19 protein-coding genes are annotated in these 17,095 nt (G+C 71.6%); 13 read left to right on the top strand and 6 right to left on the bottom strand.

Annotated features, from left to right (window positions below; genetic code table 11):
* Positions 1–8 precede the first annotated feature (8 nt).
* Positions 9–902: an HAD family hydrolase gene (locus tag K2F47_RS11385; RefSeq protein WP_242902846.1), complete on the top strand. Its 894-nt coding sequence runs from the start codon at positions 9–11 to the stop codon at positions 900–902.
* Positions 902–4,111, top strand: a complete 3,210-nt coding sequence (locus K2F47_RS11380) for an AfsR/SARP family transcriptional regulator (RefSeq protein ID WP_242902845.1) — start codon at positions 902–904, stop codon at positions 4,109–4,111. Before K2F47_RS11385 ends, K2F47_RS11380 begins: the two co-directional genes overlap by 1 nt.
* Here the strand turns inward: K2F47_RS11380 and K2F47_RS11375 are convergent.
* Both K2F47_RS11375 and K2F47_RS11370 read right to left on the bottom strand, forming a co-directional pair.
* Entirely contained in the window at positions 4,095–4,862 is a 768-nt protein-coding gene (locus K2F47_RS11375) for an ABC transporter permease (protein WP_242902844.1), read from the bottom strand. The genes K2F47_RS11380 and K2F47_RS11375 overlap by 17 nt on opposite strands.
* Complete coding sequence (locus K2F47_RS11370) at positions 4,859–5,815, bottom strand: ATP-binding cassette domain-containing protein (RefSeq protein WP_242902843.1); 957 nt, start codon at positions 5,813–5,815, stop codon at positions 4,859–4,861. The genes K2F47_RS11375 and K2F47_RS11370 overlap by 4 nt, the downstream gene beginning before the upstream one ends.
* Before the next feature lie 146 nt (positions 5,816–5,961).
* Between K2F47_RS11370 and K2F47_RS11365 the strand changes: the two genes are divergently transcribed.
* Positions 5,962–6,741 (top strand): SGNH/GDSL hydrolase family protein, encoded by a 780-nt coding sequence (locus tag K2F47_RS11365; protein ID WP_242902842.1) that lies wholly within the window; start codon positions 5,962–5,964, stop codon positions 6,739–6,741.
* A gap of 90 nt (positions 6,742–6,831) precedes the next feature.
* Positions 6,832–7,116, top strand: coding sequence for a hypothetical protein (locus K2F47_RS11360; protein WP_242902841.1), 285 nt, complete (start codon positions 6,832–6,834; stop codon positions 7,114–7,116).
* A 4-nt stretch (positions 7,117–7,120) separates the two neighbouring features.
* Here the strand turns inward: K2F47_RS11360 and K2F47_RS11355 are convergent, their stop codons facing one another.
* Complete coding sequence (locus K2F47_RS11355) at positions 7,121–7,996, bottom strand: class I SAM-dependent methyltransferase (protein ID WP_242902840.1); 876 nt, start codon at positions 7,994–7,996, stop codon at positions 7,121–7,123.
* Between the two features lie 303 nt (positions 7,997–8,299).
* Here K2F47_RS11355 and K2F47_RS11350 point away from each other — a divergent pair, with 303 nt between their 5' ends.
* Together K2F47_RS11350 and K2F47_RS11345 are read left to right on the top strand one after the other, a co-directional pair.
* Positions 8,300–8,566 (top strand): hypothetical protein, encoded by a 267-nt coding sequence (locus K2F47_RS11350; protein ID WP_242902839.1) that lies wholly within the window; start codon positions 8,300–8,302, stop codon positions 8,564–8,566.
* A gap of 290 nt (positions 8,567–8,856) precedes the next feature.
* Positions 8,857–9,630: a methyltransferase domain-containing protein gene (locus K2F47_RS11345; protein ID WP_242902838.1), complete on the top strand. Its 774-nt coding sequence runs from the start codon at positions 8,857–8,859 to the stop codon at positions 9,628–9,630.
* A gap of 12 nt (positions 9,631–9,642) precedes the next feature.
* Here K2F47_RS11345 and K2F47_RS11340 read toward each other — a convergent pair whose 3' ends face one another.
* Both K2F47_RS11340 and K2F47_RS40605 read right to left on the bottom strand, forming a co-directional pair.
* The gene (locus K2F47_RS11340) at positions 9,643–10,452 is read right to left on the bottom strand and encodes a methyltransferase domain-containing protein (RefSeq protein ID WP_242902837.1); all 810 of its coding nucleotides are present in this window, start codon (positions 10,450–10,452) and stop codon (positions 9,643–9,645) included.
* On the bottom strand, positions 10,449–10,574 hold the full coding sequence (locus tag K2F47_RS40605) for a hypothetical protein (protein ID WP_272496877.1): 126 nt from the start codon (positions 10,572–10,574) through the stop codon (positions 10,449–10,451). The genes K2F47_RS11340 and K2F47_RS40605 overlap by 4 nt, the downstream gene beginning before the upstream one ends.
* A 126-nt stretch (positions 10,575–10,700) precedes the next feature.
* Here K2F47_RS40605 and K2F47_RS11335 point away from each other — a divergent pair, with 126 nt between their 5' ends.
* The 3 genes from K2F47_RS11335 to K2F47_RS11325 are packed head-to-tail and all read left to right on the top strand — an operon-like array spanning position 10,701 to position 13,131.
* Positions 10,701–11,675 carry a threonine ammonia-lyase gene (locus tag K2F47_RS11335; protein WP_242902836.1) on the top strand — a complete coding sequence of 325 codons (975 nt, stop codon included), beginning with the start codon at positions 10,701–10,703 and terminating at the stop codon, positions 11,673–11,675.
* Between the two features lie 16 nt (positions 11,676–11,691).
* Positions 11,692–12,303, top strand: coding sequence for a hypothetical protein (locus K2F47_RS11330; protein WP_242902835.1), 612 nt, complete (start codon positions 11,692–11,694; stop codon positions 12,301–12,303).
* Between the two features lie 54 nt (positions 12,304–12,357).
* The gene (locus tag K2F47_RS11325) at positions 12,358–13,131 is read left to right on the top strand and encodes an aldo/keto reductase (protein WP_242902834.1); all 774 of its coding nucleotides are present in this window, start codon (positions 12,358–12,360) and stop codon (positions 13,129–13,131) included.
* A gap of 16 nt (positions 13,132–13,147) precedes the next feature.
* On the opposite strand, the gene K2F47_RS11320 is transcribed toward K2F47_RS11325, so the two are convergent.
* Positions 13,148–13,597 (bottom strand): MarR family winged helix-turn-helix transcriptional regulator, encoded by a 450-nt coding sequence (locus K2F47_RS11320; RefSeq protein ID WP_242902833.1) that lies wholly within the window; start codon positions 13,595–13,597, stop codon positions 13,148–13,150.
* 117 nt (positions 13,598–13,714) lie between these two features.
* Here K2F47_RS11320 and K2F47_RS11315 point away from each other — a divergent pair, with 117 nt between their 5' ends.
* The 4 genes from K2F47_RS11315 (at position 13,715) to K2F47_RS11300 (ending at position 17,074) form a co-directional block, all read left to right on the top strand.
* Positions 13,715–14,776, top strand: a complete 1,062-nt coding sequence (locus tag K2F47_RS11315) for an LLM class flavin-dependent oxidoreductase (protein WP_242902832.1) — start codon at positions 13,715–13,717, stop codon at positions 14,774–14,776.
* A complete protein-coding gene (msuE, locus tag K2F47_RS11310) occupies positions 14,773–15,321 on the top strand; it encodes an FMN reductase (protein WP_242902831.1) in 549 nt (182 codons plus the stop codon). The genes K2F47_RS11315 and msuE overlap by 4 nt, the downstream gene beginning before the upstream one ends.
* A 228-nt stretch (positions 15,322–15,549) precedes the next feature.
* The gene (locus K2F47_RS11305) at positions 15,550–16,125 is read left to right on the top strand and encodes an Rv1733c family protein (protein ID WP_242902830.1); all 576 of its coding nucleotides are present in this window, start codon (positions 15,550–15,552) and stop codon (positions 16,123–16,125) included.
* 202 nt (positions 16,126–16,327) lie between these two features.
* Positions 16,328–17,074: a restriction endonuclease gene (locus K2F47_RS11300; RefSeq protein ID WP_242902829.1), complete on the top strand. Its 747-nt coding sequence runs from the start codon at positions 16,328–16,330 to the stop codon at positions 17,072–17,074.
* The last annotated feature ends 21 nt before the right edge of the window (positions 17,075–17,095 follow it).

Raw genomic sequence — 17,095 nt, 5'->3', positions numbered from 1 at the left:
TCGGGCCCATGCGGCAATTCTGGCGGCGTGGGCTGTTCTGGCAGCGCGGCAAGGACGAGGACCCCGTGAGCGCCGGCGAGGCGGCCGCGGCGGCGGCCGCCGCGGCGGCACCGCCGCCCGCGCCGGATCCGGCCGCCGCCGCGTTCTTCGACGTGGACAACACGATGATGCGCGGCGCGTCGATCTACTACTTCGCGCGCGGCCTCGCCGCCCGCCGGCTGTTCACGCTGCGCGACCTCGCCACGTTCGCCTGGGGCCAGGCAGCGTTCCGGCTGCGCGGCACGGAGAACTCCGAGCACATCGGCAGCGCGAAGGAGGCCGCGCTCGCTTTCGTCGCGGGGCAGCACGTCGCCGGGATCGTCCAGCTGAGCGAGGAGATCTACGACGAGGTGATGGCCGACCGGATCTGGCACGGCACCCGCACGCTCGCGCTCCAGCACCTCGACGCGGGCCAGCAGGTCTGGCTGGTCACCGCGACGCCCGTCGAGGTCGCCCGGACGATCGCGCACCGGCTCGGGCTGACCGGCGCGCTCGGCACCGTCGCCGAGACCCGTGACGGCGTCTACACCGGACGGCTCGTCGGGAACCTGCTGCACGGGCCCGCGAAGGCCGAGGCGGTCCGCGCGCTCGCCCAGCGCGAGGGCCTCGACCTCGCGCGCTGCGCCGCCTACAGCGACTCGGCCAACGACCTGCCGATGCTCACCGCCGTCGGGCATCCGCACGCGGTCAACCCCGACGCCGAGCTGCGCGAGCACGCCAGGGCGAACGGCTGGCCGATCCACGACTTCCGTACCGGCCGCAAGGTGACGATGGTCGCGCTGCCCGCCGCCGCCGGGGCAGGTGCCCTGGCGGGCGGGGTCGCGGCGGGGATCGCGCTGCGCAAGCACTACCGCAGCGGCTGATGGCCGTCGAGCTGGCGCTGCTCACGCGGGTCGCGTGCCGGGGGCGGGAGATCACGAGCCCGCGCGTGCGGGACCTGCTCGCGCTGCTGGCCGCCGAACCGCGCGCGGGCGTCGCCGCGTCCCGGCTGGCCGAGGGGCTGTGGCCGGACGAACGGCCGGAGAACCCGGCGAAGGCGCTCCAGGTCGTGGTGTCGCGGGCGCGGTCGCAGCTCGGCGCGGACGTCATCGCGAGCACGCCGTCCGGCTACCGGCTCTCGCTCGCCGAGGACGCGGTGGACGCGTCCGCCGTGCTGCTCGCCGCGTCCGCCGCGGCCCGATCCGCGCGGGACGGCGACCACGCCGCCGCGCTCGCGCACGCCGACGCGGGCCTCGCGCACTGGGAGGCCCACCGCCCCGAGGGCGAGGCGGGCGACGACCCGGTGTCCGCGCTGCGCGCCGCGCGGGTCCCGACGTACTGGACGCTGCTGCGCGCCCGCGGCCTGGCGCTGGCACGGCTCGGCCGGCGCGCCGAGGCGGCCGACGCGCTCACCGTCCTGGCCCGCGAGTACCCGAAGGACGAGGAGATCCTGGGCGAGCTGCTGCGCTGCGAGGCCGCGACGGCGGGCCCGGCGGCGGCGCTGGCCCGGTACGAGGAGTACCGGCGGACGCTGCGCGAGGATCTCGGCACCGACCCGGGCGCCGCGCTGCGGGCCGTCCACCAGGACCTGCTGCGGGACGAGGCGCCCACCGTGCGGCGCGGCGTCGCGCACGAGCCGAACCCGCTGCTCGGCCGGGAGGGCGACCTCGCCGCCGTCCGCGACCTCGTGCGCGCGTCGCGGGTCACCTCGATCGTCGGGCCTGGCGGGCTCGGCAAGACACGGCTCGCGAACGCGGTCGCGCGCGGCGCGGAACAGCGCTCGGTGCACTTCGTCCCGCTCGCCGGGGTCGCGCGGGACGAGGACGTCGCCGCCGAGGTCGCGTTCGTGCTCGGCGTCGGCGACACCCGCCTGACCCCCGGCCGCGGCCCCGGCCACACCGGCCCGGGCCCCGGTGGGGGGACGACCCCCCACACCCCCCGGAACAGCCCGGTCTCGGGAATCGCGGAAATACTCGGGCCGGGACCGACACTGCTCGTCCTGGACAACTGCGAGCACGTCGTCGGCGGGGCGGCCGACCTGGTCGGCGCGCTGGTGTCGATGACGCGGGACGTGCGGGTGCTGACCACGAGCCGCGCGCCGCTCGGGCTGTCGTCGGAGTCGGTGTACCCGCTGCCCGAACTGGACCTCGCGACGGCCGCCGAGCTGTTCGTCCAGCGGGCGCGGGCGGCGCGGCCGCGCGCCGACCTGCCCGGCGACGTCGTCGCGGACATCTGCCGCCACCTGGACGGGCTGCCGCTCGCGGTCGAGCTGGCGGCGGCGCGGGTCCGGGTGATGTCGGTCCCGGAGATCGCGCGCGGCCTCGGCGACCGGTTCGCGCTGCTGCGCGGCGGCGCCCGCGACGCGCCGTCCCGGCACCGGACGATCCACGCCGTCGTCGACTGGAGCTGGGCGCTGCTCGCGCCGTCCGGGCGGGCCGCCATGCGGGCGCTGTCGATCCTCCCGGGCGGGTTCACGGTGGACGCGGCGCGCCACCTCGTCGACGGCGACGTGCTGGCGATCCTCGAAGACCTCGCCGACCAGTCGCTGCTCAAGGTGTCCGACACCGGCGCGGGCGTCCGGTTCTGGATGCTGGAGACCGTCCGCGAGTTCAGCGCGGCCCAGCTCGCCGGCGCCGACGAGGAGGCGCGGGCGGTGGACGGGCTCGTCGCGTGGGCCCGCGAGTTCGGCGCCGCGCACCACGCCGCGCTGTTCGGCGCCGAGCCGTTCACGACCGGGGAACTCGTCCGCGCCGAGCAGGACAACCTCCAGCTCGCCCTGCACCACGCCGTCGACCGCCGGGACGGTCCCGCCGTCGCCGCCGTGACCGCCGTCCTCGGCTGCCTGTGGACGGTCGAGTCCGCGTTCATCCGGCTCGGCGCGCTCGCCGCCGACACCGCCGGGGTGCTGTCGCGGTTCCGTCCCGGGCCCGAGCACGTCGAGGTCGCCCGGTCGGCGCTGACGCTGTGCGCGATGACCGGCCTCGTCCTGGAGGGGCCGCGCCCGACCCGCGCGCTCGTCGCGCTGCGCCGCCTCCCGCCCGTCCCGCCCACGACCGTCGGAAGCGCGATCTCCACCGTCGTCCGGTCGCTGCCGGAGCTCCTCGCCCGGGACGGCGCGGCGCTGGCGGAGATGTGCGCGAGCGGCGAGCCGCTGCTGGCGGGGGCCGCGAACGCCGTCGCGGGCTACATCCACGAGAGCCACGGCGACCTGGACCGCGCGATCGCCGCCACCGAGCGGATGGTCGAGGCCCTCGACGACCAGGAGGCTCCGTGGCTGCGGATGGCCTCCCACTCCCGCCTCGGCGAGCTGTACATGCAGGTCAACCAGAGCGCCCGCGCGCAACGCCACATGCGGGTGGCGCTGGACGTCCTGGAGGGGCACGAGGCGTGGGCCGACGTCATCGGCCTCCGCTGGGCCCTCGCGATCATCAGCCTCCAGCTCGGCGACCTGGACGGGGCCGAACACTGGCTGGAGATCTCGTTCCTGCACGAGACGGACGACGCGTCCGGCACGCCCCCCTTCTACCTCACCGCCCGCGCCGAGATCGCCCTCGCGCGCGGCGACACGGCCACCGGCCTCGCCCTGTGGCGGCAGGCCGCCGAGCAGCTGAACGACGTCGAACGCCCGCTCGCCTCGGAGGACCTCGACCTCGACCCGTTCACGCTGGAGACCCACAGCGCGGCGGTCGTGGCGCACGCCCGGCACGGCGAGCTCGCCCTGGTCGAGGACATCGCCGACGGGCTGCCCGGCAAGCTGACCATCCTGCTCACCCTCCCCGAGGAGCAGATCCCGTCCTTCTACATGGACCTGCCGGTCTGCGGCGCCGGTCTGCTGGCGCTCGCGATGACCGACCTGGCACGCGGCGACGAACCCGCCCGGGCCGCCCGGATGATCGCGCTGGCGGAGCGGCTGCGCTTCATCCGCAACTTCCAGCCCACCATGTCCGCGACGCTGGCCCACCGCGCCGCGCGGGACGCCGACGGGCCGGCGTACGCCGACGCGGTGTCGGAGTACGCCGGCCTCGACCGTCAGGGTCTGCGGTCCGCCGCGCTGGCCGTCCTCAGCGAACGCGGGCTCACTGGGAGCGGTTGAACAGGCGCTTGGCCCCGACGTAGCTGACGATCGCGATCCCCACGCACCAGGCCACCGAGATCCACGCGTCGTTGCCGACGGGGGTGCCCATCAGCAGCCCGCGAAGCGTCTCGATGACCGGCGTGAACGGCTGGTACTCGGCGAACCACCGCACCCCGGCGGGCATCGACTCCGGCGGGACGATCGCGCTGCCGAGGAACGGCAGGAACTGGACCATCAGCGGCGTGTTGCTGGCGCCCTCCGGGTTCTTCGCGACCAGCCCCATCACGACCGCGAGCCAGGTCAGCGCGAACGTCAGCATCGTCAGCAGGCCGGCCGCGCCCAGCCAGTCCAGGAGGTTCCCGTTCGTCCGGAACCCCATCGCCACCGCGACCAGGACCACCGCGGCCGTGCTGAGCAGCGTCTGGATCATGCTGCCGACGACATGCCCGGTCAGCAGCGCCGAACGGGCGATCGGCATCGTCCGGAACCGCGCGACGATGCCCTCGGTCATGTCGACGCACACCGACACCGACGTGACCATGCAGCCCGACGCCACCGCCATCAGAATGATCCCGGGGGCGACATATCCGATGTAGTCGCCCCTGGACGTCCCGCCGACGCCCGTCCCGAGCGCGTTGCCGAACACGCCGACGAACAGCAGCAGCATCAGGATCGGCGTGGCGAGCGTCGCGGCCGTCAGCGACGGGTAGCGGAGCGCGTGCCGCAGGTTGCGGCGCAGCATCGTCGCCGAGTCGTGAAAAGTGTTCATGCCGAGGCCACCTCGTTCTCGTGCCGCCCGGTCAGGGCGAGGAAGACGTCGTCCAGGTCAGGGGTGTGCACCGACAGCTCGTCGACCTCGATCGACTGCGCGTCCAGCCGGCCGAGCAGGTCCCGCAGCGCCCGCACGCCGCCGTCGCTCGGCACCTGCAACGACAGCGCCTCGTCGTCGCGCGTCTGGACGCCGAGCGTGCGCGCCGCCGCGTCCAGCGCCGCGAGGTCGGCGAACCGCAGGCGCACATGGCCGCCGGGCACCAGCCGCTTCAGCTCGTCGGGCGTCCCCTCGGCGACCAGGCGGCCGCCGTCCAGCACCGCGACGCGGTCGGCGAGCTGGTCGGCCTCGTCCAGGTACTGCGTGGTCAGGAAGACCGTCACACCGCCCCTGACCAGCTCGCGGATGATCTCCCACATCGTGCGGCGGCTGCGCGGGTCGAGGCCCGTCGTCGGCTCGTCCAGGAAGATGATCCGCGGGTCGCCGATCAGCGTCATCGCGAGGTCGAGCTTGCGGCGCATCCCGCCCGAGTAGGTCTGGGCGGGCTTCCGGCCCGCCTCGACGAGGTCGAACCGCTCCAGCAGCTCGTCGGCGGCGCGCCGACCGGCCGCCCGGCCGAGCCGGTGCAGGTCCGCCATCATGATCAGGTTCTCCCGGCCGGTCAGCAGCCCGTCCACCGCCGAGTACTGCCCGGTCACGCCGATCGCCCGCCGCACGCCCTCGGGGTCGCGGGCGAGGTCGCGGCCCGCGACCCGCACGTCCCCGCCGTCCGCGCTGATGAGCGTGGACAGGATCTGGACCGTGGTCGTCTTCCCCGCGCCGTTGGGGCCGAGCAGCGAGAAGATCGTCCCGCGCCGCACGTCCAGGTCGAGCCCGTCGAGGACGACCTTGTCGCCGAACGCCTTCCGCAGCCCGGTCGCGTGTATCGCCGTCTGCTCCGCTGAGTTCTCCATGCCCCGAACCCTGCGGCGGCCGCCCTTCAGCGCCCTTTCACCCCGGTTTCAGGCCCGGTTTCACTCTCGACCCCAATCATGATCGTTTACGGGTATCGTGCGGGTCAGGACGGCTTTCGGACGGGCTCCATCGTGGAGGCGGACCAGTGCGCTACCTGCGGTACGTGGCGATCGGCGACAGCCAGACCGAGGGACTGAACGACGGCGACGAGCGGACCGGCTACCGCGGCTGGGCCGACCGGCTGGCCGAATCCCTGGCCGCGCGCGAACCGGAGTTCCGCTACGCGAACCTCGCCGTCCGCGGCCACCTCACCCCGCGGATCCGGGCCGAGCAGGCGAGCGCCGCCCGCGCGCTGAAGCCCGACCTGGTGACGGTCATGGCGGGAGTGAACGACCTGATCAGACCGGGGTTCGACGCCCGCGCCGTCGCCGCCGACCTGGAGGCGATGTACGCGGAATTCGCCGCGTCCGGGGCCCGGGTCGTCGCCTTCACCTTTCCCGACGTCGGAAAGATAGCCCCGCTGGTCCGGCACCTTCGCCCGAAACTCCTGGACTTCAACGCCCGAATCCGCGCGGCCGCACGCCGCCACGACGCGGTACTGGTCGACACCTTTCCCCACGCCGTCACGACCGATCCCCGGTTGTGGAGCAGCGACCGCATCCACGCCAGTCCCCTCGGCCACGCGCGCATCGCGGCGGCGGTCGCCGAGGCCCTCGAACTTACGGATGGCGACGCGTCTTGGACGGCCCCCCTTCCGCCCCTACCGCCGATGCCGCAATGGCAACGCGCCCGCGCCGAATTCACCTGGGCCGCGACTTTTCTCGGCCCGTGGATAGTGAGGCGACTACGCGGCCGCTCATCGGCGGACGGACGCATCGCGAAACGCCCGAGGCTGGAACCGATCCGCGCGAACGAACTCCCCTGAAGGCCGAGCCCGATCCCGGCCCCCATTGTGGCGGCGGCTTCCACTGCCTAATTTGAGGGGAGGAAAAACCGGATCCGCGAAAGGATCACCGTGCGCCTCACCAGCCTCGCCGTCGCCGCCACCGTGCTCGCGGGCCTGCTCTCGTCCGCGCCGTCCACCCCGGCCGCCCACGCGGACGACTACTACACCTGCTTCTTCGGCAGAACCACCCCCGGAGAGAACGGCTACTACGACCTCGCCGCCCAAATTTGCGACGTCAAGGGCGTCGACGTGGTGATCAAGGTCATCAGCGGGGCCACCGGAATGCACCGCTGCCGGACGGCCTTCTCCTGGAACGGCTTCGTCGACGCGAAGCGCTGCCGCCCGGAGCCGTGACGCGTCACGCCTGGAAATGCCAGACGACCATCGCGGGGACCCCGGCGTTCGCCGCCCGCGCCGCCTCGGGGACCATGCGCGCCAGGCTCCACGGCCACAGTTCCCACGGCCCCGCCTCATCGGTCGCCTCGTGGGAGGTCATCGGCAGCCGGGGCTCCTCGCACCGCCGCAAACGCAGGCCCGCCGCCAGGGCCGCCCGCAGGTAGTCCCCGACCAGATGGCGGTGGGTCGCGACCCGCGCGGGACGCCCGTCGGCCCCGCGCAGCGACGGCACCGACCCCCGCGCGACGGCCTCGGGGTGGACGTCGGAGATCACCAGGTGCCCGCCGGGCCGCAGCACCCTCGCGAACTCCGCCATCACGGGCCCGAGGTCGGCGACGTGGGTCAGCGCGAGCGCGCACACGATCACGTCCACCTCGTCCACCTCGTCCACCGGCAGCCGGTGGAGCCCACCGAGCCGGAACTCCGCCTCCGGCACGCTCGCCCGGGCGCGGTCGAGCATGTCCGGTGAGCTGTCGACGCCGATGACCCGGTGCCCGCGTCCGGCCAGCTCGCGCGCGTACCGGCCGGTGCCGCACGCCGCGTCCAGCGCGACCCCCGGCGCGAGCCCGTCGAGGATCTCGTCCACGACGGGCCGGTCGATGCCGAACGCCGCGTTGCCGGGATCGTCATAGGTCCCGGCCCACACGCCGTACCCCTCGACGGTGTCGACCCGCCGGACTTCGGTGCCGAGACCGGCCAGCGCCTCGTCGTCCAGCAGGCGCCGCACCTCGGCGATCCGCTCCTCGACGAACCGCCGGTCGCCCTCCCCCGTGAACGCCCGCAGCAGCGCGACACCCTCGATGCCGAGCAGGTAGGCCAATGGATGCTCGTAGATCACCGCGCGACCCTAACGACGCTCCGCGGCCCACGCCAGCGATTTTCCACCCACGCCACGCCTTTTCGGCGCCCTGACCGGAACCGCCCTTCCCCGCCATACCGCCAGCACGCACTCTCCGGGCTCACGCGACCACCCGTCCAGAATCCCAAACGGAAAGCCCTTAAGCCCCGCCCCCGAATGCCAAAAGACACAAATACCAAAAAGACCGGCATTGCCGGTAATCGATCAATACCGCGGGGTAGCGGTAACGGTGTAGCGAGCGGTACCGCTCAGATCCCCTCGATCCGCCAGAGGAGACAGCGCGTGGCAGTCACCAACATCACCATCCTGGAAGGTCAGGACCAATCTCCCCCGCCCGGCTGGCACAAGGACCCCACCGATCTCAACAAGGGCGCCGGCGGCGCCTATCTCTACCTCGCCTTCGAGACCGACGGCTCCGAGGAAGCGGTCAGCGACATCTACTTCCTCCTCGCCAAGGACCAGGACGCCCCGGACGGCTACACCAAGATCGACACCGACCTCAACAAGGGCGCCGGAGGCAAGTACATCTACCTCTGCTACCGGAAGTAAGCCCTACCTGAGAAGAAACCCCGGGGTGGCCCACCAAAACGGGCCACCCCACCCCCCAATCCCTCGGAGGCGCGATACTGAGCGAGAAACGGAGGAGGCAGGGGCATGGGAAAGCACAAGAAGGTAGTAGATTGCTCCGCCTGTAGCGGCAAGGGCGGAAAGTGGGGATCTGACGACGGTAACAAGGTGTGGCAACCCTGCATCCTGTGCAATGGATCAGGTAAGCAGTGAACGCCTACGATGCCGTAGCGGCGGTTCCCAGGGAACCGTTCATTCCTGAACTGGTCTTCGTGCGCGATGCCGCAGGGTGGCTGGTGCCGCTGCGCCGCACCGACGATCCGGAGCGGTGGCATGAACTGGTGGCGGCGGACGCTCCCGTCGTAACGCAGGTCGCCCCCGATCCCGCCCTGCCCCCGGGGGACGCCGACCCGGCGACGGGCAAGGGAATGATCTCCACCGGTTCCAGCAGCGCCCCGTTCGTCATGGCCCGCCTGATCGAGGCGATGGACGTGGAACCCGGCATGCGCGTCCTGGAGATCGGCACCGGTACCGGCTACAACGCCGCCGTGCTCGCCCACCTCGTCGGCGCGGAGAACGTCGTCAGCGTGGAGATCGACCCGGTCGCGGCGGCTTCGGCCCGGGCCGCACTGAAGGCCGTCGGCCGCCCGGTGGAGGTGGTCACGGCGGACGGGGAGTCCGGCCACCCGCCCGGGGCGCCCTATGACCGGATCGTCGCCACGGCGTCCGCGCATACCGTCCCGTACACGTGGGTGCGGCAGACCCGGCCGGGCGGGCTGATCATCGTTCCGCTGGCGCCGACGGTCCACCCGGAGTGGCCACTCGTGGTGCTCGAGGTGCGGGAGGACGGCACGGCGCGGGGGCGCTGCGTCGCCCCGTCACCGTTCATGCCGCTGCGCGCGCAACACGTCGACGCTCAAAGCACCCGAGAGGCAGAGGAGCATTGGAAGGCCACCGGGGAGCCTAAGGTGTCGCGGTACGGCCTCACCGTCACCTCAGAAGGGCAACGCGTCTGGTTGGACTCTCCGGATAACCCGCTCGTGTGAAAGGCGCCCGCTTCAGGGGGTGATCGGGTTGGCGGGGGTGTCGAGCCAGATTGTTTGGCCCTCGGAGGTCACGGTGATTCCGAAACGGTCGCAGGCGGGTTCGCCGGCCTGCGTCCAGCGGGACTTGTAGGCGTTCCGGTCGGGCTGGGAGATCCGTTGGCCGCGTAGCGGCATGAACCAGGACGGGGCCACGAACCGGCCTTCGGCGTGCCCTTCGGTGTGCGCGGTGAGCAGGGCGAGCGGGCCGTCCGGGTGGAAGGTCGGGGCCCACGGGACCAGCAGGAGCCCGCCCGGCCGGGTCTGCCGCACCCACGCGTGCGGCAGTTCCGCGACGGCGGCGGTGGCGATCACCCGGTCGTACGGGCCGCCCGCCGGGTGCCCGGCCTCGCCGTCCCCGGTGATCACCCGGACGGGGCAGCCGGCGCCGGACAGGTTCAGCCGGGCCCGGGCCGCCAGCGCCGGGTCGATCTCGATCGTGGTCACGTTCTCGGGCCCGGTGATCCGCGCGAGCAGCGCGGCGTTCCAGCCCGTGCCGGTGCCGATCTCCATTACGCGGTGTCCAGGTTCGAGGTCGAGCAATTCGAGCATTTCCCGGACGACGGACGGTGCCGAGCATGAACTGGTGGGCCACATCCCCCTGCCGGTGGCCCCGTCGTCCATCTGGGTCGTCACCGCGTCGTCGGATTCCACCAGGGCGCGCCAGCGTTCCGGGTCGTCCTGGCGGCGCAGCGGAACGGCCCACCCGTCGCCGCCGCGGACCCAGACCAGGTCGGGGACGAACGCCGCGCGCGGTACCGCGCCGAAGGCCGCGTCGATGCTCACGCCTTGCCCGAGCCGTTGCAGATAGGGCAGTCGATCTTCTCCTCCTTGCTGTCGTTGTTCACCACGACCTTTCCATTTCCGCCGCACATGCCGCAGTTCGCGGGATTCTCATGCTTACCCATGGCGATGATCCCTTCGATTTGAATTGGCCATTCCCATGGTCAGCATAACCAGAAGGCACGCGGGACGCCGCCGGTCGCCGAACCTCAGGCGGATAAGGCTGTACGGTGAGGTTAGGGTGTTGTGTCGTGCTAGAAACGCGGCTTGATACTGGACGGATCCGGGCGGCGCGCCGGGTCATCGACCCTCTTTTCCTCGATACTCCGCAGTACCGGTGCGAGGGGCTGGAGCCCGAGCTGGGGTGCGCGGTCAGCGTGAAGCTGGAGACGGCCAATCCCGTCCGCAGCTTCAAGGCGCGCGGGACGGAGCTGGTCGCGAGCCAGCTCGTCGACAAGGGTTCGCATGACGTGGTGTGCGCCAGCGCGGGCAATCTCGGGCTGGCCCTCGCCTGGTCGGGACGCGGACGGGGGCTGAACGTCACGGTCGTGGCGTCGAGATTCGCACCCGCCGCCAAGCTCGACCGGATCCGCGCGCTGGGCGCCGGGCTGGAGCTCGTGGACGGCGACTTCGACATGGCGAGGGAACGGGCCGTGGCCATCGCGCGCGGCGACGGGATCCGGCTCCTTGAGGACAGCGAGGACATCGAGACCTGCGAGGGCGCGGCGACCATCGGCCTGGAGCTGGTGGACGCGGCGCAGCCGATCGACGCCGTCCTGGTCGCGCTCGGCGGCGGGGCGATGGCCACGGGCGTGGGGCACGTGCTGAAGGCGCTCGCGCCCGGGGTCGAGGTGATCTGCGTCCAGCCGCAGGGGGCGCCCGCGATGACGCGGTCGTGGCACCGGCGGAGCGTCGTCACCACCGACTCGACCGACACCATCGCCGACGGCGTGGCCGGGCGGCGGCCCATCAAGGTCGTGCTGGACGATCTGCTCCTGGTCGCCGACGACGCCGTCCTGGTCCGGGAGGAGTCGATCACCGCGGGGATGCGGCTGCTGCTCGACCACGCGGGCCTCGTCGTCGAGCCGTCGGCGGCGCTCGGGATCGCGGCGATCCTGGAGGACCGCGAGCGTTTCGCCGGACGTCATATCGTCACGATCGTGTGCGGCAGCAACGTCGACCTGGATTCCTATCACCGCTGGGTCGGCGCGGCCTCCATTCGGTAAGGCACCGCCTACTCTTATGCCCATGCGGAACGTTTACTGGATCGGCGGCGGCAGCGGCGCGGGCAAGACGACCATTGCCCGGCGCCTCGCCGCCCGGCATGGAATGCGCCTCTATTCGACCGACGACGTGATGCCGGATCATGCCGCCCGCCTTTCGCCGGAGGACGCGCCTTTTCTGAGCCAGTTCGCGTCCATGGGAATGGACGAGCGGTGGGTGCACCGGTCTCCGGAGACGATGCTGGCCACCTTCCACTGGTTTCGGGGTGAGGGCTTCGGTCTGATCGTTGAGGATCTGCTGCGGCTGCCGAAGGGCGAAGGCGTGATCGTCGAGGGTTTCCGGTTGCTGCCCCGCCTCGTCCAGCCGCTTCTGGCAGGCGAAGGAAACGCGGTCTGGCTGCTGCCGACGCCCGAATTCCGCTGGGCCGCGTTCGACGGCAGGGGCTGGGACATTCCGCGTAGGACGAGCGACCCCGAAAGGGCTCGGCGCAACCTGCTCGAACGCGACCGAATGTTCACCGACCGGCTCTTCGAGGAGAGCAAGGAACTCGGGCTGCCCGCCATCGAGGTCGATACCGCGATGGGCGAGGACGAGCTGACCGACCGGGTGACCAGGGAACTCGGCCTCTGAGCCAGGTCACTTCGCACCGGTTCCGCGCCGACTCGTCCGGGCAGAATGCGGAGCATGACTCGGACTGTGAACCTGCCCGACGGGACCGCGCTGCCGCTGATCGGCTTCGGGACCTGGCAGCTACGGCCCACGACGGCCTACGACGCGGTACGCGCGGCACTTGAGATCGGCTACCGGCATATCGACACCGCGACGCTGTACCGGAACGAGGCGGACGTCGGCAGGGCCGTCAAGGACAGCGACGTCGACCGGGAGCAGGTCTTCGTCACCACCAAGCTACAGCCGCGGGACGCGCGGCACGCCCGGCGCACGCTGGAGTCCAGCCTCCGGCTGCTCGACACCGACTATGTGGACCTCTGGCTGATCCACTGGGCGACCGGCCCGGACGATCTCGTCCCGACCTGGGAGGAGCTGCTGTCGGCGAAGGACGCCGGGCTGGCCCGCAATGTCGGGGTGAGCAACTACAGTCCGGAGCAGATCGACCTGGTGACCGAGGCCACCGGGCGGCGTCCGGCCGTCAACCAGATCTCGTGGAGCCCGGCGCGGCACGATCCGGGCCTGCTGGAGGAGCACCGGCGGCGGGACGTCGTCGTCGAGGGCTACAGCGGTCTGAACAACACCGACCTGCGCGATCCCGTGCTCACCGAGATCGCGCAGCGGCACGGCGCCAGCCCGGCCCAGGTGATCCTGCGCTGGCATCTGGAGCACGACATCGTGATCCTGCCCAGGTCGTCGCGCCGCGAGCACATCGCCGCCAACTTCGACCTGGACGGTTTCACCCTCACGGCGGACGACATCGCCGCGATCGACGCCTTCGCCAAGGGTTAGGAGAGGACGTCCGGATCTAGGAGAAGACGTCCGGGTCCAGGCGGGTCCAGATCTCGGCGAGGCAGCGCAGGTGGTCGTCGTCCAGGCGGCTGAAGAAGAGCGCGCGCAGGTCGCTGTGGTGGCGGCGGCGGGCGCGGCGGATCAGGGCGCGCCCGCTGCCGGTCAGCGTCGCGTCGAAGCCGCGCCCGTCGACGGCCGAGCGGCGGCGCTCGATCAGGCCGCGGTTCTGGAGGCGGTCGGCGAGGCGGGTGAACCCGCCGGTGGACATCAGGCGGCGCTGGGCCAGGTCCGACATGCGCATGCCCTCGGGCCCGGCCTCGTAGAGCAGGGCGAGCACGCTGTACTCGGCCATGCTGACGTTCAGCTGGGCGAGTTCCGCCTCCAGCGCGCGCCAGAGCCGGTCGTGGGTCAGCAGGAATCCGCGCCAAGCGTCCTGCTCAAGGTCGCTCAGACCGTCCGTCGCCATGACCGCACCGTATCCAGATGTCCGCGCCACGACCAAGCCGGAATATTTGCCTGCGCAGACAAGTTGTTGTGGTCAGGCGGGACGGACCCCCGGCCCGCACCGAGGGAGGGACCGGAGATGACGTTCGAGCTCGGCATCATGACGTTCGGCGAGGTCACGGAGGATCCGATCACCGGGGCGGCGCCGTCGCCGCGGCGGCGCGTCCGGGAGACGATCGAGCAGGCGGGGGTCGCGGACGAGGTGGGGTTGGACGTGTTCGGCGTCGGGGAGCACCATCGCGGCGACTTCGTCGGGTCGGCCCCGGCCGTCCTGCTCGCGGCGGCGGCCGAGCGGACGGAGCGCATCCGGCTCACGAGCTCGGTCACCGTGCTCGGCTCGGAGGACCCCGTCCGCGTGTGGGAGCAGTTCGCGACGATCGACCTGTTGTCGGCGGGCCGCGCGGAGATCATCGCGGGCCGCGGCTCCTACACCGAGTCGTTCCCGCTGTTCGGCTACGACCTGCGCGACTACGGCGACCTGTTCCGCGAGAAGCTCGACCTGCTGCTCAAGATCCGCGATCACAACCCGCTGACCTGGGACGGGAACTTCCGCGCCCCCTTGGTCGAGGCCGACATCGCGCCGCGCGCCGACGGCGCCACGATCCCGATCTGGGTCGGCGTGGGCGGGTCACCGGCGTCCGCGATCAGCACCGGACGGCTCGGGCTGCCGATGGCGCTCGCGCTGCTGCTGGGGCCGATGTCCTCCCACGAGCAGACCGTGGACCTCTACCGGGCGGCCGCCGAGGAGGCGGGGCACGACGCGGACGCGCTGCCGGTCAGCATCAACGTGCACGGATATGTCGGACGCACCAGCCAGGAAGCGCGGGACGTCATGTATCCCTATTTCGCCAAGGGAATGGCGGATAACAACCATCAGCGCGGAAAAGGGATGCTGATCCCCCGGGCCGCCTTCGACGCGCAGTCGTCGCCGAGGGCCGGGCTGCTGGTGGGCAGCCCGCAGGAGATCATCGACAAACTGCTCGGATATCACGCCCTGTACGGGGTGAGGCGGGCCATCATTCAGATGGGTTTCGGCGGCATGCCGCAGAAGGAGCACCTGGACGCGATCGAGCGGCTCGGCACGGAGGTGGCGCCGGTCGTGCGGCGCGAGGTCGCCGCGCTTGAGGCGAGGGCGGCATGACGGCGTTGCGGGTCGTCGTGGTCAACGGGAGCCCGAGCCGTCCGTCCAAGACGATGGGGCTCGTCGACGTCGTCCTCGACACCTTGGAGAAGGCGCTGCCGGTCGAGACGTCCAGGGTCGACGTGTACGGTCTCGGCGCGGGATTCACCGGCGCGATCGAACGCGACGACGTCACGCCCGAGGTCGAGGACGCGCTGCGGCTCGCCGAGGGGGCCGATCTGCTGGTCGCGGCGGCGCCGGTGTTCCGCGGTTCCTATCCGGGAATGTTCAAGCATTTCTTCGACCTGGTCGACCAGTACGCGCTCGCTAACAAACCCGTCCTGCTCGCCGCGACGGGAGGGGGCGACCATCACGCGCTCGTCCTGGAACACGCGTTGCGCCCTTTGTTCGGCTTCTTCCAGGCGTTGACCATACCGGTCGCGATATTCGCGTCTTCAGGAGACTTCGACGGGACGACATTGCTCAACCCCCGCGTCTACGGACGCGTCGAGACGGCCGTCGCCGACGTGGCGGACCTTCTCCAAGCCCGCGCGTCCGGCGGCTGACCGCACGAGACGCGAGGGCGACGTGCCGCACCGGCGCCTCACGGAGAGTAGCGGGGCGCCGGTGCCCGCCGTCCAGGAGTGGACGCGGTGCCCGGCAGCGATCGGCGCAGATCACAAGACCGGCCGCGAACATACCGGAAGTTTGCTCTGATACAGGGACATTGGGCCCTGTCGCGGCGATAATCGGCTTGCCTAGCCTCACACTAGGAACGGATGAGGGAGGCGGCTATGCGGCCGACCGGAGCGGCGTCGGGCCTCGACCGGCTGAGGCGGAGGTTCGGCTTCGACCACAACGCGCTGCGCCGCGACGTGGACCGCAGGCAGTGGATGCTGGGGGTCGCCCTGCTGATGCTGTTCCTGAGCCTCGCCCCGCCGCTGTGCGTGTGGGCGGGCGGAAGCGTCTACGCCTCGGGCGTCCGCGCCGAGCGGCGGGAGGCGGCGACCCGGCACGAGGTCGGCGCCACCGTCCTGAAGGTCGAGGACATGCGGTCCGGACGTAAGGTCACTGTGACCTGGCGTGAGCCGGACGGTACCGCGCGGACAGGCTCGTTCACCGCGTTCCACGGCGGCAACGTGGGCCAGCGGCGCGCGGTGTGGGTCGGGCCGTCCGTGGTCACCGACGAGGCGCCGCGCCACCACACGCGGACGATCGGCGACACTCTCACCGTCGCCCTCGGTACCGCGATGGCCCTGGGCATGCCGCTGCTGGGGCTGTACCTGATCGTCCGCTACCGCTGCGACCAGCGCCGATACCGCCTGTGGGACGCGGAATGGGTGCGCTTCGGCACCCGCCGGATCCCCTAGCCCCGGCGCGCGGCGCGCCGCCCGAAAATCAGCGACAGATGTGTTCGGCGGAAAGGGCACCCGATCCTGACCCTGTTTCATGTTTCGGATATCCCTAACGCGCAAAGTTGATCATCCGACCGGATGGCCTCATGTGGACGCGACGTTCTGAATTCGCGGCCAGGGGACCGATTCCGTGAGGCATCCGTGTTTCCATCGCAGCATGAGGACCCCTCCCAGGAAAGGGCTCGGCGGACCGGTGGCGCGCGATCGGCCGAGTCCCTTCCATGAGCACCGGCACCGCTGGCTGATTCCCGACTGGGCGACCCGGATCAGGCCGCCGCGGGACGCCCGGGAATGGGGCTACACGGGCCTCGGGTTACTGGTCGCGGTCCTGGCGGTCTGGCTGCTCCTGCGGCAGGCGCTCGCGCATCCACTGATCGCGCTGGCGGTCCTCGCGGGGGTGTGGTGGCTCGTCGACCGCTGGTACCGCGCGCGCTGGGCGCACGAGAAGGTGCGGCGCGAACGGCTCGCCGCCCTGTCCTGGACGATCGGCGAACTCGACGGCATGACCTGGCTGAACTTCGAGGTCGCGGTCCGCGACCTGATGCGCCGGGACGGCATCGCCGCCGAGCACGTCGGCAAGACCGGCGACTTCTCCGGCGACGTGATCGGCCTCGACCCCGTACTCGGCGAGAACTGGATGGTCCAGGTCAAGCACTACGGCCCGCGAACCAAGGTCACCTCCGAGGACGTCCAGAAGGTCGCGGGCGCGGCGTGGCCGATCTACCAGGCGAAACTGACGCTCGTCGTGACGACCAACACCTATACGAGGGACGCCAGGAAATTCGCCGCGAAGGCCGGAATGCACCTCATCGACCGCGAGAGCCTGATCGACTGGGCCGCGCGCGGCATCCACCTGTACGAGGTCCTGGGCATCGGTGCGCGCCCCCAGCGCTCGGTGTCCTGAATTACGGCCTAGGCTTGGGCG

The sequence above is a fragment of the Actinomadura terrae genome, from assembly GCF_022751215.1.
GTDB classification, from domain to species: Bacteria; Actinomycetota; Actinomycetes; order Streptosporangiales; family Streptosporangiaceae; genus Spirillospora; species Spirillospora terrae.
Note: the sequence above shows the minus strand (reverse complement) of the source record. Positions and strands in the feature narration are given on the sequence as shown.